We start from the raw sequence: 16,736 nt of genomic DNA on the forward strand, positions 1-16,736 counted from the left end.
TTGTATCGTGTTATATAATGACTACGATACAATAGGTATCAAGTAGTGATTGTTCTGGTCCAATTGGAGGAAAATCAAATGAGTGCTATTGCCGGTATTTATCGCTTTAACGGGGAAAAAGTCCAGTCGGAGTACGGCGGACTCATCATGGAGGCATTGAGGCAATATCCGGCCAACCAAAGCATGTGGTGGAACAAAAATCATATCATGCTTGGTTGTCATGCGCAGTGGATAACGGATCAATCCGTCCAAGAACGTTTACCTTCCTACGACTCGAATCGAGGGCTTGCCATAACGGCTGACGCCATTATTGACAATCGAGATGAGTTAATGGATCAATTGCAAGTGCCGTATCACTCTAGGGAACATATGACAGACAGTGAAGTTCTGCTCCTTGCTTATGAGAAATGGTCCGAACGAATGCCGGAACGGCTGGTCGGAGACTTTGCTTTCATCATTTGGGACGAGAAAAAGCAGCTTCTTTTCGGAGCTAGAGACTTCTCAGGCGCGAGGACACTCTATTACCATCATAATGAGAAGCAGATCTGCTTCTGTACGGCCATCAATCCTCTATTTTCATTACCTTCTATACATAAAGAAATCAACGAAACATGGCTGGCTGAGTTTCTGGCAATCCATGGTGTTTTTGAACCGCCGGATGTATCCACTACGATTTACAATGACATCCATCAGCTCCCGCCATCTCATAAGATCACCATTTACCATGATAAAGTATCCGTTAACCGATATCATAGCCTCACGGATGTAATTCCTTTGAAGTTAGCATCATCAGAAGAGTATGAGGAGGCTTTTCGGGAAGTATTTAACAAAGCCGTTACCGCACGGCTTCGGCGAACGAATCGAAATGTCGGAGCTCATCTTAGCGGAGGATTGGATTCAGGTTCGGTAGTTAGTTTTGCCGCCAGAGCGTTGCAGAACGAAAACCGTCCGCTCCACACCTTCAGTTACGTGCCAGAAACCGGATTTGTGGATTGGACGCCGAAGCACAGACTTGCGGATGAGAGACCACTTATTAAACAGACGGTTCAATTCGTCGGGAATATTAACGACCACTACTTGGACTTCTCCGGGAGAAGTGCTTTTACGGAAATTGATGATTGGCTAAACATTCTGGAGTCTCCATATAAGTTTTTTGACAATTCGTTCTGGCTTCGAGGCATTTACGAACATGCTGAACAACGAGATATCGGTATTCTGCTCAATGGCGCCCGAGGAAATTACAGCATCTCTTGGGGTCCTGCGGTCGAACATTACACCAAACTCATGAAAAACCTTAATTGGCTTCAATTGAGTCAGGAAATCAAACGATACAGCAGGAACGTTGGAGTGAGTCGCAGACGGTTATATTCCATTGTCAGCCGTAAAGCCATTCCGTTACTGAAACGGTTCGGTTCCCCAATCGCTTCCTACGATTTCCCACAATTAATTAATTCCGACTACGCTAAACGAGTGGGTATTTATGAAAAGCTCAATGACCCTGCATTTACTGGAATCGGTTCTACTGACGATTTACCTGATGACCCGTTAGAAGCGAGAAGAGTGCATTACGAAAGAGTCAACATGTGGAGCGCAACCGGCACAAGTAATTGTAAACTCTCTCTTCGCTACTCCCTGTGGAGCCATGATCCCTCCAATGATCTAAGGGTCATTCGTTTCTGCCTATCAACACCAATGGAACAATTCGTTCAGAAAGGGATGGACCGTGCGTTAATCCGCCGTTCCACAAAAGGCTGGCTCCCTGATTCCATCCGTCTTAATCATCGAACGAGAGGAATCCAAGCGGCAGATTCCATCCATCGAATGCTAAATGACTGGCCTTTGTTTTTAAACGAACTGGATCATGTATACCGAGATTCCCGAATGCAGCAGATCATTAACATGCCTGTCATACACGAGGCCTTAGCGGAAGCCCACCAGGGAATTAGCCCGAATCAAGCCTATAATTCCTCGATCAAACTGCTCATGCGCAGCCTCATTCTGTACCGATTTCTTCAAAAAAACTTTTGAAAGGAGGTGAATCTATATGAAAAAGGAATGGAGCGTACCTGCTTTGGAGGTTCTTGACATCAAAATGACCATGGCTGGTCCTGGTAGTGCAATTCCGGATGGAGTGCAACCGGATCCGGACGAAATGGTTCACACCAGCTAACATATAAAGTCATCATTTTTTCTGATAAAAAGAGCCCCTATACGCCTGATCGGGTATAAGGGCTATCTTTTTGTATTCGCATATTAATCATTGGAGTGAGGACCATGCTTCAAACGTTTAAGCCAACCGCATATAAGGCCTTCGGGTTTTCCATTCATAGTGACATTCCCCTGCCTGAGTTACAGCCCGTCGTCCTCCCGGATGATTATGCCGATATTGTCATCCGTTATGCTGATCTGACCGAAAGATGGCTTGGAAGATCTGATACATCGAATAAAACATGGGTATGTACTGAAGATATGGTCATGTTCAGAGTACCTGAACTCGCTGTTTTTGCAATAGAGAACGGGTCGACCATCTCTGTCTCTCCAGAGAAGGGGGCAGCGGAGGATAAAATCCGGCTGTACGTGCTGGGATCTTGTATGGGTGCCCTTCTATTGCAGCGTAGAATACTCCCCCTGCACGGCAGTGCGGTAGTCATTGACCATAAAGCCTATGCCTTCATCGGCCATTCCGGACACGGGAAGTCGACGCTGGCCTCTGCCTTTCTGCAGAAAGGATACCAATTATTAACGGATGACATTATCGCTGTGACGCTGGACCAACAAAATATTCCTTACGCAACGCCAGCTTATCCTCAACAAAAGCTTTGGCAGGAAAGCCTTGAAGTCTTCGGTATGGATTCCAGGCAATTCCGGCCTTTGTTCGAGCGTGAAACCAAGTACGCCGTCCCCGTCACATCCCAATTCTCCAATAATCCCCTGCCGCTGGCTGGCATTTTTGAGCTCGTGAAGACGGATTGCAGTCAACTACATATACGTGAGATTGATAAATTAGAGAAGCTGCCGCTGCTGCATCGTCATACCTATCGAAACCAACTTTTATCCGGCAGCGGATTAACGAAGTGGCATTTTGACATCACAGCGCGTATGTCCGGGAGTATGGCTATGTACCAGATTCAGCGTCCATTAAACGAACATACCGTGCACGAGCTAACGGCCATGGTTGTAGATGCCATAAGTGAATAAACACATGAACTTCATGAGTCTTTTCTTGAATCATATCCTTCAGCCCTCAGACACCCTCGATACCATATGTCCCCTCTATTAAGAATCCCCAAACCTGTCGTTTGGGGATCATTTCACTATTCCACAGCTCATCAACAAGTCAAAGCCTCGTGTGGAGGTGTATGTATCAAGCACGATTTAGTCGTCCAGCGGCATGCACTCAATAGCTGTGAAAAATACGTCCAGCAGCTCTTTGTCAAACGTTTGTTGTACGTATTCCGATATTCGCGCTAGCTCTTCCTCGCCGTTATATTCCAGGCATGCACGCCCTTCACACCATAAAACAGGTTCATCTCATAAAAACCCGATTTCAGCCCCACTTTGACACGAACGAACCGGACAAGAACCTGGTCAACACGGTGGAACAACTGGCAGAAACACCTGTAAACAGTCAAGAGGCCCAGCAACAGCAACAAGCCCGCAACGATCGCCGGAAACAAGCGCTGCATAACAGCGATGACAAATACAAAGAAAATGAATCCAAGAACTATCATTAGGAGCGTCAGTGACTAGCCTCATTCCTTGAGAAAACGTAAAAAAGCGACCCTTAGCGGTCGCTTTTCTTATGGTGTACATGCTACTTTTTTTATGTTCAAGTGTCACGATTTTATAACTTTTGTTATGATGTCATAGAGGTGAGTTCGATGATAATTCGAGAGATATGTACCTGCCCATTGGAGATTGCTCATGACATAATAAAAGGCAAATGGAAAACCATGATCATATATCAATTGAAAAATGGGAACACGTCCTTAGCCCAACTGGAGCGAGATATTGACCAGATCACCCAAAAGATGTTGCTACAGCATTTAAGAGAACTTATATCCTGCGGGATCGTTGATAAAATCAAAACGGAAGGGTATCCGTTACACGTAGAATACTATCTTACGGAACGCGGGAGGAAGCTGTTAGAGGCGGTACTGATTATGCAAGAGATCGGCATTGAATATATGGTGGAGCGGGGTCAAACCGAGCTTCTCGACCGCAAAGGCATTCGTTATAAGTTATGAAATCATGATCACCATACCCACAAAAAAGTGGGTAATTCACCGTTTACGGGTCCAAAATTATAATACTTGTAGAAACCGATTTTACTACGAGTAAAGGAGCCATGAACCATGAATACTGCGTTACTATTAGTAGACATTCAGAATGATTACTTTCCAGGAGGTAGAAATGAATTATTCCATCCCGATCAAGCGTTAACCCATGCTCAAGAAGCATTGTCGCTATTCCGGGAAAAGAATTTACCTATTGTCCACATTCAGTGTATTCTTCTGGAGGATAACGCTGCATTTTTTCTCCCCGATACCGAAGGGATCAACATTCATGAAGGCGTACAACCCCAATCCAACGAACAAGTCATCGTTAAGCACACGCCAGACAGCTTTTTTCAAACGGAACTGCAAGAATATCTCGAATCCATTAAAGTCACGCGGTTGGTCATTGGCGGCATGATGAGCCACATCTGTATCGATTCGACCGTGAGAACGGCAAGTCGCCTCGGCTATGAAGTTCTATTGCTCAGTGATGCGTGCACCACCCGAGATTTAGTATGGAATGATACAGTAATTCCTGCAAAAACCGTCCATGATACATTTATGGCATCGCTACAAGATACCTTTGCTCAAGTAGTCGACACGAGCAGACTTCACGACTTGATCTGAGGGTACTCTTATTAGAAAGGTACCCATGGTCTGAACACTTTAAAAGGTGCGGACTACGGGTACCTATTTGTAATATACATTCCTTAAAGCTGATCTAATACCCTCGCGAATACTCCGGGCTTTCTTTGAGATGGACGATATCATGGCCGGTTGGATTCTGGAAGGCACGAAGCCCGAAGGTTGGAGCAACGGCAAAGATATGATCAAAAATATCTGCTTGAATCGATTCATATACTCCCCAGTTGGTGTCATTGCTGAAAGCGTAGATTTCCAATGGAAGTCCGTTATCTCCCGGCGCTAATTGTCTGACAATCAGCGTCATATCCTTATGAATTTTCGGATGATTCCGCAGATATTGATGGATATATTCCCTGAATACGCCCACATTCGTAAGCTGTCTGCCGTTCACTTTACTTTCCGTATTAATCTGGTGTTCGATGTTGTAGGCGTTAATTTCATTTACTCTTGTCGTGACATAATCGGTAAGATAGTGAATCTTCTGAAATTCCTCAATCATTTCCCTGGTGCAAAAGCAGATACTGCTCGTATCGACATAGAAGCTTCGCTTAATTCTTCTGCCGCCGGATACCTGCATGCCTCTCCAATTCTTGAACGAGTCCGAGATGAGGGCGTAGCTTGGAATCATCGTGATCGTTTTATCAAAATTCATTACTTTTACCGTATTCAATGTAATATCGATGACGTCGCCGTCCGCATGATATTTCGGCATCTCAATCCAGTCGCCAACGCGCACCATATCATTCGATGATAATTGAACGCCTGCTACCAGGCCCAATATGGAGTCCTTGAAAACCAACATCAGAACAGCCGATAAAGCACCAAGCCCGCTGAGAATGATCAAAGGGTTCTGACCGATGAGGTTCGAGATGACCACAATGCCTCCGATGATGAAGAGAACGATCTTCACCACCTGAATGTATCCCTTAATCGGTCTGATCTTGGAGACCTCAAACGAACGATAAATGTCATCAAAAGCATTAAGCAGCGCATTCAACACCGTGATGGTGACGATAATCATATACGTTGCTGCAGCTTTTTCAATCAAAACTTGATAAGCCGGAAAGATGGACGCCGAAAAATAAATAATGATTGCCGGTACGAGATGCGACAGCTTGTGGAACACTTTTTTCTCTACGATGATATTGTCCCACGTGTACCGATTGTTGTTGACAATATGAATAATCGTCTTCAGCACGATTTTTTTGGCTATGAAATTAGCCAGCATGGAGATCACCGCGATAAATACAACCATGATCATATTCGAGAGATATCCAATGGTTTGTTCGCTCATGCCATATCCGTCTAGTTGATTTTTGATAAAGTCCATTGTTTCCTCCTGAATGCAGTTTAAGATTAGCCTATTATTATAGAGGAGATTCTAGTACTACGCAAAGTTCAAGATAAGACATCGCTGGGTTGATTTGGAAGATGCTTGGTAAGTCTGTAAGAAAAACGAAAAAGAACACCGATTCGGTGCTCTTTTAGTCTGATTCGATAGGCCGAAGGCGTAGCCCAGCTCTTCTAATGAAAATATATAGGTATGCTCGCTCATTACGTTTCCTTTCCGTTACGGCTGATTAGCCCCCGCAGGCGCTTCATGACAGACTGAATTTCGGTATCGGTTAACAAATAATACGTATTCACGGTCCAGGTCTCTCTGTTTTTCAAATGAAAAATCAGCACAGGAAATTTCGGAAGCAGCCACTCCCGAATGGAGGGGCCGCTGTAGCTGATGCTTGTAATCTCCGTCCAGGCTACGGTCCGCGTACCATCTGAAATGGAATTTTGATCGTAGGTGAGGAGCTGCGTGTCTGATTTCAGTGCCTTTGGCAAGCTGACAACCAAATATCCTCCAAAAAATGGAATCCCTATTATGGCTGATGTGATACAAAAGAACTTACGAATAAAGGAAGTATCCATAAAAAAAGCCGCGTACAGCAGAAACAGGCAGGCCAGCACAAACAGTAAACTGCCAAGTGTTTTGCCCCATGCCACGGATTTCCGATAAGATATCGCGTTCATGAATTAACGCCTTTCTGAAATTATTTGAATAGTCCTCTTGCCTTCACGATACATAGGATACCGAATTGCATCGGAACCGGTAAACAAAAAGCGACCATGACCGGTCGCTTCTTTATTAAATGTATGGAGGGGATTCAAACCCATGTAGTGAAAAATCAGTAACACCCCTTAATGAGTCATCACGCTGGCTGCCTTTTGCACTTTTCAGAGGATACTGTACAACCAAGCAGAATTTTTTGCTAATTCACATTCACTGGCCATCTTCAGCTAATCTATTTATCTTGTGCACATCAACGCCTGTTAAAGCTTATTATAACATAATTAAAGAGCCACCAACCCAAACGCGGGCTGGTGACTATTACATTGATTTTATGAACTATTCAAACTATTGAATCAGCTCATAATTTTTGAATTTGATGAATGACTATAAATGATCTGGGGATGGAGCCCTCTGTCTGTTCAATTTTTGTAGGTGGCTTCAAGTTCCTTTAAATCCTCGTCGGAAATGTCTTGGTAAGCCCCGTCTTGTTGGGGAAAAGACAAGCTCGCGATGATGTCTGCCTTGAACGTCGACCCTCCATTCCCGTTGTCTTGCTCTGGCGAGATCCTGACCAGAACCATTCCGGTTAGATACCCATCCTGTTTTCGAACGACGGTGATCCACGAGGTCCCAACTTCGGCGAGATCAGCAGGAAGTTCCCCGCAGAGGGGGCTCCAGTAAAAATGCTCTCCTGCTTTCCTTGAGGATCCCGTCTTACTCATGCTTTCAAGCCTGCCCTCTATTTCCACGCATAAGTAGTCGGTATCGCCTGATATGTCATACACGATTTCATCGCTGCCGTTCAGTTCCAACGGAATGCCCCGAGTGACGCTGATAGCCGGTGACCATCCTTTATTCCAAGGTATGGCGATCATTTCTTCCGCAGGTACGTTAACAACCTCCGGATTCGCGTCTTCTTCTGTCTTCGGAGTGCACCCGGCGCCAAGCAGAATCAATCCAAGACCTGCACAGATGAACAGTAGCTTAAGTCCGCCGACTTTGTTGGGCATCAACTCAGCACCTCCTGTGTAAACACCCCCTACTCTACCCCTTATATCATACCATAATATGGGCCATATTCTTTTTTTTAGTTTACACCATTCTGATTAGAATGAGATATTTTTCCTCATAATCTATTATTTCACATCATAAAAAACGCTTAATGTAAGACGTTCATCTTTAGAGTTATTCGTCAGAACCATGGTTGCAACGAGAAAAAAACTGCTCAATGAGCGGTGTTTTTGGCATGGATATGGAGGTTTCAATATATAAAGATGAAGTTCTATTCTGTTTACTTCTCTAAACTAGCATTCTCATGCTCTACGACTTGTAATTAAAAGCATAAAGGTAATGAAGTTCATTGAACAAAGTAAGTAATACCGAACTGTATTGAGCTGATACACAAAAAGCGACCGGTTACGGACGCTTCTTCATTATATGTATGGAAGGGGTCAAACCCCTTTAATGCTCTTTTGAATTTCTTCGTCTGAATCAACAAGGAAACCTACAAACGAGCTTTAAGGAGATGCAAAAAAGCAGTCCGCCTCAAACACACTACAAAAATACGGAGCCGCCCCAGGTTTATACCGGAGCGGGGCTAGCCCGCGTCTCTTTACACAATCGCCCCTTGGGCGTACAGCATCTCCCTGAGCTGCGATGCATTGACTTCCGCCGCAGTGATTCCCGCCTTGCAGGCCAGGGCCGCCGCCGTGCCCGCCGCTTCTCCCGTAGCCATGCAGCTTGGCGTCAAGCGCGTGGTCGCCAGTGCTTCATGCGTGGTGGAAATGCAACGCCCCGCCGCGAGCAGATTTACTGGCCCTCGGGCCACCAGGCAGCGGTAAGGAATGCTGTAGGAACCGTCATTCTCGATGGTAGCCTCCATGATCCCTTTGCCTGAGGGATCATGCAAGTCAACCGGATAACCGCTCCTCGCAATGCCGTCTTCAAAATGCCGTCCCGTCACCACGTCCTCCATCGTTAACCGATACAGACCGTCGATTCGGCGCGACTCCCTAATTCCGATCTGGGGGGCAACCGAGGAAATGGAGGCCTCGGCAAATCCGGGCACCCGCGATTTCAAAAATTGCGCCATCATCAGCACCTGCTTGCGCCCTTCCTCCTCCGCCAAAGTCAGTTCCTCGACATCGGTCGCGCTTAAGCCTTGTACCCGCGTACAGTTAATCAGCACCTCATCCTTCTCCGGTCCGATAAACAACAGAACCTGGTCGCGGTTGATCGGGACCTCGGCAGCCTTCCACTCCTTATAAAAGCCGGAAACCCCCGTGAGCGGAATACGCTCATTCTCTAGTTCGGCAAACGGCGTCTTGTGATAAAAATTGTCGGGATCAGCAAGCATCGCCTTCCGAATCGCCTCGACGTCAACACCCCGCATCCGAAATTTCATCGTCATCGGCTGCGACAGCCCGTCGCTTTCGCGCCCCTGAAGCGTCGGTGCTCCCGACAGATAAGCGACATCCGCATCCCCGGACGCGTCGACGAACATCTTCCCGTCCACCTTGATTCGCCCCGATTTTCCAGTAAGGGTCACGGACTGGATGTATTCGCCTTCACGTCCGACTTCGTCAACGAAGCTGTGCGAGACGAGCTTCACCCCCGATTCGCGCAGCATATCGACGGCAAGCACCTTATATATCTCTGGATGGTACGGCGTCAGCGTATTCACGAAACCGACGGTATCGCGAAGATGGCCGGGCGAGCCCCCGCGTTCCATCAGGCGCTCCACAATCTCCTGTGCAATGCCGCCGATGACCCGTTCCCCTTGCTGTGTATGAAACGTCATCCAAGGATAAACTCCGGCAGCCGTAGACATCCCGCCGACAAACCCGTACCGTTCAATCAAGATGACGCTTGCCCCCTGCCTGCCGGCGGCAATGGCGGCGGCAATGCCCGCCGGCCCCGCACCTATAACTACCACGTCCGCCTCCATGATCCGTGTCCTGCTGTCCATCTCTTTTTACTCCTCCTTTTAAGCGTTATTTACGCTATTCCTTGAGACCCGTCATGGATACCCCTTCGACAAACTGCTTCTGCGCAAAGAAAAACACAATGAGCAGTGGTAATGTCGCCATTACCGAAGCGCTCATCAGCAGATGCCACGATGTCCCCGACTCGTCGGTAAACAGCGATAATCCCAGCGGCAAAGTCATCAGCTTACGGTCATTAATAAAGATCAGCGGATCAAAAAAATCGTTCCAGCTCGTCAAAAACGTGAAAATGATCAGCGTGGCGATTGCAGGTTTGGCTAACGGCATCATGATTGTGGAATAAATCCGCAGCCTCGAACAGCCATCAATCATCGCCGCCTCCTCCAGCTCCTTCGGAATCCCCAGAAAAAATTGCCGCATCACAAACACCCCGAACACACCGCCTGCGCCGAATATAGGCAAAATGATCAGCGGTAAATGCGTATTAATCCAACCCAGCTCACGCATAAACAGAAACATCGGAATGGCAATGACCTCATTCGGAATCATCATCGTGCTCAGCAGCAGCAGAAACACCAGGCTTCTCCCCCAAAAAGGAATTCGTGCGAAGGAATACCCCGCCATGGAAGAGAAAAGCACAGTGCCCACGGTAACCAGAAGGGCGATATATACGCTGTTGCCATAAAATAGATGGAACGGGATCGTCTCCAGCACTTCCGCATAATTCGCCCATCGTATCGGCGACGGAATCAGCTGCGGCGGAAAAACAAACACATCAGCTGGCTGTTTGAGCGAAGTAGAGACCATCCACACAAACGGGGTCATCATGACCACCGAAACGGCAAGCAGCAGCAGATAATGGAACAGGTTCCCGCCTGCCGGGTTGCCCCTTTTAGCAAATAGACTAGCTTTCATTCAGAACCCACCTTTTTCTCATCTGCCATTGTGCCAGCGTAAGCAGCAGGGTGATGACAAACAGCACATACGCCAGCGCAGAAGCATATCCGAACTCGAACAGCTTAAAGGCTCGTTCCCAAATGTTGTAGACGAGCACCTTCGTGCTTCCAGAAGGCCCCCCTTGTGTCATCACGTAAATTTGTCCGAACACCTTCAGCGAACCGATAATGGTCATCATCAGGGTCAAAAAAATCGTCGGCGTGATCATGGGTACGGTAATTCGGAAAAAAATCCGCATTCTCCCTGCGCCATCGATTCTGGCCGCCTCGTAGAGCTGCGCCGGAACCTGCTGCAGCGCCGCAATGAACAAAACCATATTCAAACCGACATTTTTCAGAAGACTGGTCACGATAACAACGGGCATGGCAAGCCGGGTATCGTACAGCCAGGCCGGTCCGGTAATGCCGATCATACGCAGCAGCTGGTTAATGAACCCGGAATCCGTAGCAAACATATACTTCCAGACAATCGACCAGACCACCAGCGAGGTCATGACCGGAATAAAGATCAATGTCCGGAAAAAGCCGGCTCCGCGAATATTTTTTGATAACGGGATTGCAAGCAGCAATGCCAAAATAATGTTCAGCGGAACAAGTCCGACGGCAAAATAAAGCGTATTGCCCAGCACGCGCCAAAATTCCGCGTCCCCCGCAATCGTGCGGTAATTCTCAAATCCGATGAGCTTGGCCTCACCCAGCAGCGGCCAATCCGTAAAACTCATATAAAGCGCCATAATGAGCGGGACAAGCAGCAGCAGAACGAACCCCAGCACCATCGGCAGCACAAACAGCCAGCCCGCCAAATGGTCTCCGCGGTTTAAAGGCCTGTTCTTCCTTGCCTTCCTTCGAAATGGACGACCGGGCCCTTCAGATTTTATCGTTTCAAGTGTGGTCATGTCGCTTTCCTCCTTGTGGGGCACCTCTACAGACGATCGATCGCATTCCGTAAAGCGGCAACCTTCTTGCGGATGCCTTCCGCTTCATTGCCCGTGACCACCGCTCCGACCAACAGCACCTTGACGCCGCTGTCGGCCAAGGCCGGGATATCCTCCGGCCCGATTTTACGCTGGGTTGGCACAATGACCGGCAAACCGCCGTGTGCCGCAAGCCAGCGGTAATGAAGCAGATCGGCAAGGGTAAGCCTGGTACCATATTCATGGCCGGGAACGACGGAAGCCTCAAGCGCGCTGATGCCGAAGGTCCGGCCTCCTTCCACGATGTCCCGGTCGAACTCGCTATCGATCGCAAACGTTCTTGCCAATCCCGGGGCCTGCAGCAGAAAAGCAGGATGATGAAAGGCATAAATCGAGTAGAAATCGACGCCAAGTTCAGGGAGCCGGGTAATTTCCTCCGCGTTTACCTCTTCCACCGAGCCTCCGGGCACAATTCCAAGGGGGCCGCTAAAGCGGGAGCGAATGTCCTTGAAAATGTCGGCATAGCTGCCCAGCGTGCCGAAGCGATTGCCGCTGGCCCGGTGCCCTACATTGATATGAACTTTCAAACCGTCGGCGCCCGAAGCCAAGGCTGCCTCTGCAAGCTTGATGTCATTGGCCGGGAGGCTGACGAACAGTTGCAGCCCCGGCGCTTCGTTTAATGCTTTATCCAAACGATTCATGCCCGTTCCTCCTAATGTAGCTTCCACTATTTGCTCAGCAGAGCATCCACCTTGCTTTTTACCTCGTCCTGAATTTGCTGCGGTTCACCCCGCCCGGCAAATAACTCGTCAAAGCCTGTCAAAATCTCCGTGTCAATGTTTTGCCAGCGGATATGTCCCGGCTGCACAACTGCTTTAGGCATTTCATCGATGACCGCCTGTTTGATGTGCCCGGCATCCGGATTGCCCTCCACGCTCAGGAACTCATCCGAGTTCAACACCGATTGGCGCGGCGGCACAAAGAAGGCCGAAGTTTTTTGGACACCCTCTTTGCCGGCAAGGAATTTCAACAGTTCCTTGGCTTCCTCCGGATGTTTTCCCTCTTTAAATAGCACGTAACCCGCCTGACCCATCATTGGAACGCTGCCTTTCGAGCCTGATGGCATTGGCGCAATGCTCCATTTGAAATTTTGGATCTCCCTGGCTTTGGATACAAAGCTATAGTTGTCGAAAATCATGCCGATTTGCCCGGATTCAAAATTAACCTGCTCTCCCGCCTTCGGGTGTGAGCCTTCTGTAAACATCATGCGCTTCAGCATGTCCAAAGTTTCAACCCCGTATTGATCATTCCAAGTGTATTCCGTCATCTCTGGATTAAAGGGTCCGCTCCCGTTTGACCAAGAATACGAAGCGAGAATAATCCATGTCTTCCAGTCACGGAAAAAGTTAGCCCCGTAAACGTTCGGTGAAGCAGCGCTCGTCTTGATCGTTTTTGCGGCTTCTTCGAACTTTTCCCACGTCCATTCTCCTTTTTCCGCAAGCTCATTTGGCGTACTTAAGCCCGCTTGCTTGAACAAATCTTCGTTGTAGAACACCACGCTGGGCGGAGTGGAAAACGGCAGTCCGTATAGCTTGTCGTCCTGGCGAAACAGTTCTAGCGTCGAAGGTATAATGTCATCGATGTCAAAAGCTTCATCCTGAACAATATCCGTGACATCGGCCAGAATGTCGTTGGCCATAAATTGCGGTACCATCCGCTCTGATACCCAGGCAATGTCGGGCAGCTCCTGGCCTGCCGCCAGTACGGACATTTTTTGCTGATAGTCCGCAAACGGGATCGTGTCAATTTGCACCTCAATATTCGGATGCTCCTGCGTGAAAGCGTCGGTCAGCCCTTTGTACAGCTCAAGCTGCGCCGGATTTCCCCAGGTCGCAAATTTGAGCAGTACCTTCTCGCCACTGGCTTCGCCTGGCGTATTCTTCGGCTGTTCTTTTCCGGCGCAGCCAATGAGCCCCACACCAAGTGTTAATGCCAACAAACCGGTCAACCATTTTTTCATATACCGCTTCCCCCTCTATATTGTTCAAGTTAAGGTTGTGATGAGGTTAATTATATTTACATATGGTCATATAAAAAATCACTAAACGTTCAGAAAAGGTACGATTTTTTTAGAACATTTCCGTTTTCGCCCATAAAAAAAAACTACATAACATAATTTGTTATGTAGTGTTACACACCGTATTGCTCTCGATAGGTTCCCGGCGTCATTCCGGTATGCTGTTTAAATACCAGCATAAAATGCTTCGGACTTTGATACCCTGATAGACGGGCGATATCGTAAACCTTCAGGTTCGTCGTCTCCAGCAGCTTGCAGGCTCGCCGGACCCGCGTTTCGGCGATATAATCGGACAAATTGCCGCCCCCTTCCTGCTTAAAAAGCTGGCTTAGATAGGAAGGATTTAAATGCACCATCTCCGCTAACGTCTGCAGACGCAAATCACCGTCGGGGTTTTCAGCGATATACGCCTTCAGCTTCCGGATTATCCTGTGCCCCTCGCTGGATGGCGGCCCCCCGTCCGCCTCGCTTTGCGGCTCAGCCCCACCCGCATATCGATTTAAAGAATTCAAGGTCAGCCGAATCTTGTCCAAAGCAACCGTAAAATCCTTACGGTCTATGGGCTTCAGCAGGTAATCGGCGATTCCGAATTGCAGCGCTTTTTTAGCATATACAAAATCTCCATAGCCGCTGATAATGACAATCGGCATCCCATGGCCCGCGGTCCGCAGCTTTTCGACCATCTGAAGCCCGTCCATCTCCCGCATACGAATATCCGTAATGAGCACATCCACCACATTGCGTTCCAGATAAGTCAGCGCTTCCTTACCGTGAGCGGCTTCGTATACGACCTCAAAATCAGGAGCCACACGGCCGATCAGATCGCGGATGCCTTTACGGATAATATCCTCATCCTCCACCAACATGAGCTTGATCATTGATGACCTCCTACTTTTCTTGTTTCGCGAACGGCAGCGTCACGGTAAAAGCCGCACCTTGTCCCAAGCTTCCATCGATTTCGAAGTCACAGTCCCCGCCGTAAATCAACCGCAAACGCTGTTTAATATTTTTTAGCGCCACGCCATGACCGCGTAATGGCATCGCCGGAGTTTTTGCTGCCACATCATCCCCGGCCTCTTCCAAAGAAGCTTGCAAAGCCGCCAATTCATCCTCCGACAAACCCCGCCCGTCATCCCGAATGGTCAACAGCACTTCTTCCTCAAATCGCGCCACCGTAACGTATACCGTTCCCCCTTGCTCGCGGTCTCCAATCCCGTGCATAATCGCATTCTCAATGAGCGGCTGAAGCAGCAGCTTCGGGACCAGGCAATCTTCCAACCCTTCTTCGATATCGAACATAGCCTGCAGCCTGGAACCATGGCGCATTTTTTGGATACGAAAATAGGACTCCGCCGTCTCAAGCTCCTCGCCAAGCCGGATGAGGCTTCGGTCCTGCTCCACTGCACTGCGTATCAATCGTCCCAAAGCCGTGGCCATTTCCGAGACGTCCTCATTATTGCGCTGCCGGGCAAGCATGCTGATCGACTCCAGTGTATTATATATAAAATGGGGTTGGATCTGGCTTTGCAGTGCGGCTAGCTCCGCCTCTCTTTCCCTCATGCCAAGCACGTATACTTCATGGACGAGCCGGTCGATTTCCTCTACCATCCGGTTGAAGCCGGAACCGAGCCGGCCGATTTCATCCTCAGTTACCGGCACGCTCTGCTTGAAATCGCCGAGCTCCACAAGTCGCATTTTTCGTACCAGCGTCCCGAGGGGTTGGGTCAGCCGATAAGAGAAGTAGATGGCTAAAGCCCCTGCCATAACGAGACATACCAGGCCAGCTAGCAGCGTAAAGTTGCGAAGTTCCTTGGTCTCCACAAGCAGGGACGCCACCGGAATATAGCTGACGATATGGATATCGGAATATCGGGAATAGTTGGAGACAACCAAATACTTGCTGCCCTCCATATGCAGAATCTGGCTTGCCGTTTCCGAACGCCCTGAAAGCTCGAGGATCCGGTCCGGAAGCAGCTTGGACGCCTCCGTATCCCCATCTGCGGTCGCCATGTAGAAAAGTTCTTCCCGGCTATTTTGCACGACGATGCCGCCGTTCTCTTCCAGCCTGACATTTTCGACAAGCTGTTTGAACAAGGTCTGCTTCAAATCGATTTTGACTAACCCGAGCGTCCGGTTGGTATTGGGCTCACGGATCAGCCTGGCTACGGAAAAATAACTTTGATTGCCGTCCAGATAGTAAGAAGGCCGATGCGGCGGAAGCAGCACCCAAGCCCCTCTCGCTTCTACCACGCCAGGGTACCAAGGCTGCTGCTCCACGTCCGTATATGCAGCGATCGCGCTAGGAGCCAGGCTCGAGAAGGTGTAACCGCTTCCGGCGAAAATCTGGATACTGTCAATCTCTGGCCTGTCGAAAGTCATGCTGGCGATATAAAGCTGCATTTTGGAGCGTTCTTCCACCGTAGGCTGCTGATGCAGACTATCCTCCTCCCTGTACTTGCGCAAGATGGACAATACCCCCGAATCGTATAAAGGCATCAACGTCAATCTCTGCATCTCCATCAGGGTCCTGTCCAAATTCCGGTTGATCTGGTCCACCAATTGAGCGGTATAATCGGAGGTTCTTCGTTCAACGGAGTTGGAAAAATCCACGTAGGTAGCCACGCCCTGCATGCTGAGCGGAATCGAAATGAGCAGCAGGAAGATCAGCAAAATTTTAGCACGAAGACTCCAGGATTTAAGTGGTTTGAACCTGAAAGACATGCTGGCCACACCCCTTCCGCCAGTCCCGTTTATTTTCACTTTATTGTACAGGAACATGGTGGGGGTGACTATGGGATACTATATCGAATCCCGCAGTTAATGGAACGATAAGTTACCAAATATGAAAGAGGATGGT

Annotated in this window: 15 protein-coding genes; 5 read left to right on the plus strand and 10 right to left on the minus strand. The window is 48.5% G+C overall.

The window, feature by feature from the left end:
• Nucleotides 1–78: 78 nt before the first annotated feature.
• The 5 genes from AK95_RS06985 to AK95_RS07005 all read left to right on the plus strand — a co-directional run bounded on the left by AK95_RS06985 (nucleotide 79) and on the right by AK95_RS07005 (nucleotide 4,904).
• Nucleotides 79–2,028 (plus strand): asparagine synthase-related protein, encoded by a 1,950-nt coding sequence (locus AK95_RS06985; protein WP_071219254.1) that lies wholly within the window; start codon nucleotides 79–81, stop codon nucleotides 2,026–2,028.
• 16 nt (nucleotides 2,029–2,044) lie between these two features.
• Entirely contained in the window at nucleotides 2,045–2,170 is a 126-nt protein-coding gene (locus AK95_RS34080) for a paeninodin family lasso peptide (protein WP_106426994.1), read from the plus strand.
• A 104-nt stretch (nucleotides 2,171–2,274) separates the two neighbouring features.
• Nucleotides 2,275–3,198, plus strand: coding sequence for an aldolase (locus AK95_RS06990; RefSeq protein ID WP_071219255.1), 924 nt, complete (start codon nucleotides 2,275–2,277; stop codon nucleotides 3,196–3,198).
• Nucleotides 3,199–3,881: 683 nt separating this feature from the next.
• The gene (locus AK95_RS07000; RefSeq protein WP_071219257.1) at nucleotides 3,882–4,247 is read left to right on the plus strand and encodes a winged helix-turn-helix transcriptional regulator; all 366 of its coding nucleotides are present in this window, start codon (nucleotides 3,882–3,884) and stop codon (nucleotides 4,245–4,247) included.
• Nucleotides 4,248–4,355: 108 nt separating this feature from the next.
• Nucleotides 4,356–4,904 (plus strand): cysteine hydrolase family protein, encoded by a 549-nt coding sequence (locus AK95_RS07005; RefSeq protein ID WP_071219258.1) that lies wholly within the window; start codon nucleotides 4,356–4,358, stop codon nucleotides 4,902–4,904.
• Nucleotides 4,905–4,998: 94 nt separating this feature from the next.
• Here the strand turns inward: AK95_RS07005 and AK95_RS07010 are convergent, their stop codons facing one another.
• The 10 genes from AK95_RS07010 to AK95_RS07055 all read right to left on the minus strand — a co-directional run bounded on the left by AK95_RS07010 (nucleotide 4,999) and on the right by AK95_RS07055 (nucleotide 16,600).
• Entirely contained in the window at nucleotides 4,999–6,252 is a 1,254-nt protein-coding gene (locus AK95_RS07010; RefSeq protein ID WP_071219259.1) for a mechanosensitive ion channel family protein, read from the minus strand.
• Between the two features lie 224 nt (nucleotides 6,253–6,476).
• A complete protein-coding gene (locus tag AK95_RS07015) occupies nucleotides 6,477–6,947 on the minus strand; it encodes a DUF5381 family protein (RefSeq protein ID WP_071219260.1) in 471 nt (156 codons plus the stop codon).
• A 459-nt stretch (nucleotides 6,948–7,406) separates the two neighbouring features.
• Nucleotides 7,407–7,997 (minus strand): hypothetical protein, encoded by a 591-nt coding sequence (locus tag AK95_RS07020; RefSeq protein ID WP_071219261.1) that lies wholly within the window; start codon nucleotides 7,995–7,997, stop codon nucleotides 7,407–7,409.
• A 602-nt stretch (nucleotides 7,998–8,599) separates the two neighbouring features.
• Entirely contained in the window at nucleotides 8,600–9,955 is a 1,356-nt protein-coding gene (locus AK95_RS07025; protein WP_071219262.1) for an FAD-dependent oxidoreductase, read from the minus strand.
• Between the two features lie 34 nt (nucleotides 9,956–9,989).
• A complete protein-coding gene (locus tag AK95_RS07030) occupies nucleotides 9,990–10,847 on the minus strand; it encodes a carbohydrate ABC transporter permease (protein ID WP_071219263.1) in 858 nt (285 codons plus the stop codon).
• Nucleotides 10,837–11,784: a carbohydrate ABC transporter permease gene (locus AK95_RS07035; protein WP_071219264.1), complete on the minus strand. Its 948-nt coding sequence runs from the start codon at nucleotides 11,782–11,784 to the stop codon at nucleotides 10,837–10,839. The genes AK95_RS07030 and AK95_RS07035 overlap by 11 nt, the downstream gene beginning before the upstream one ends.
• A 26-nt stretch (nucleotides 11,785–11,810) precedes the next feature.
• Nucleotides 11,811–12,503, minus strand: a complete 693-nt coding sequence (locus AK95_RS07040) for a hypothetical protein (protein ID WP_071219265.1) — start codon at nucleotides 12,501–12,503, stop codon at nucleotides 11,811–11,813.
• A gap of 26 nt (nucleotides 12,504–12,529) precedes the next feature.
• Complete coding sequence (locus AK95_RS07045; RefSeq protein WP_071219266.1) at nucleotides 12,530–13,822, minus strand: ABC transporter substrate-binding protein; 1,293 nt, start codon at nucleotides 13,820–13,822, stop codon at nucleotides 12,530–12,532.
• 170 nt (nucleotides 13,823–13,992) lie between these two features.
• Nucleotides 13,993–14,757: a response regulator transcription factor gene (locus tag AK95_RS07050; protein ID WP_071219267.1), complete on the minus strand. Its 765-nt coding sequence runs from the start codon at nucleotides 14,755–14,757 to the stop codon at nucleotides 13,993–13,995.
• A 10-nt stretch (nucleotides 14,758–14,767) separates the two neighbouring features.
• Nucleotides 14,768–16,600 (minus strand): cache domain-containing sensor histidine kinase, encoded by a 1,833-nt coding sequence (locus AK95_RS07055; RefSeq protein WP_071219268.1) that lies wholly within the window; start codon nucleotides 16,598–16,600, stop codon nucleotides 14,768–14,770.
• Between the last annotated feature and the right edge of the window lie 136 nt (nucleotides 16,601–16,736).

It is taken from the genome of Paenibacillus sp. LC231 (genome assembly GCF_001860525.1).
GTDB lineage: Bacteria > Bacillota > Bacilli > Paenibacillales > Paenibacillaceae > Paenibacillus_AQ.

Coding starts and splice junctions, on each gene's coding strand:
- AK95_RS07055 (WP_071219268.1), bottom strand. CDS start 16,600: ATGTCTTTCAGGTTCAAACCACTTAAATCCTGGAGTCTTCGTGCTAAA.
- AK95_RS07035 (WP_071219264.1), bottom strand. CDS start 11,784: ATGACCACACTTGAAACGATAAAATCTGAAGGGCCCGGTCGTCCATTT.
- AK95_RS07040 (WP_071219265.1), bottom strand. CDS start 12,503: ATGAATCGTTTGGATAAAGCATTAAACGAAGCGCCGGGGCTGCAACTG.
- AK95_RS07010 (WP_071219259.1), bottom strand. CDS start 6,252: ATGGACTTTATCAAAAATCAACTAGACGGATATGGCATGAGCGAACAA.
- AK95_RS07005 (WP_071219258.1), top strand. CDS start 4,356: ATGAATACTGCGTTACTATTAGTAGACATTCAGAATGATTACTTTCCA.
- AK95_RS07050 (WP_071219267.1), bottom strand. CDS start 14,757: ATGATCAAGCTCATGTTGGTGGAGGATGAGGATATTATCCGTAAAGGC.
- AK95_RS07020 (WP_071219261.1), bottom strand. CDS start 7,997: ATGCCCAACAAAGTCGGCGGACTTAAGCTACTGTTCATCTGTGCAGGT.
- AK95_RS07025 (WP_071219262.1), bottom strand. CDS start 9,955: ATGGACAGCAGGACACGGATCATGGAGGCGGACGTGGTAGTTATAGGT.
- AK95_RS07030 (WP_071219263.1), bottom strand. CDS start 10,847: ATGAAAGCTAGTCTATTTGCTAAAAGGGGCAACCCGGCAGGCGGGAAC.
- AK95_RS07045 (WP_071219266.1), bottom strand. CDS start 13,822: ATGAAAAAATGGTTGACCGGTTTGTTGGCATTAACACTTGGTGTGGGG.
- AK95_RS07000 (WP_071219257.1), top strand. CDS start 3,882: ATGATAATTCGAGAGATATGTACCTGCCCATTGGAGATTGCTCATGAC.
- AK95_RS07015 (WP_071219260.1), bottom strand. CDS start 6,947: ATGAACGCGATATCTTATCGGAAATCCGTGGCATGGGGCAAAACACTT.
- AK95_RS06990 (WP_071219255.1), top strand. CDS start 2,275: ATGCTTCAAACGTTTAAGCCAACCGCATATAAGGCCTTCGGGTTTTCC.
- AK95_RS34080 (WP_106426994.1), top strand. CDS start 2,045: ATGAAAAAGGAATGGAGCGTACCTGCTTTGGAGGTTCTTGACATCAAA.
- AK95_RS06985 (WP_071219254.1), top strand. CDS start 79: ATGAGTGCTATTGCCGGTATTTATCGCTTTAACGGGGAAAAAGTCCAG.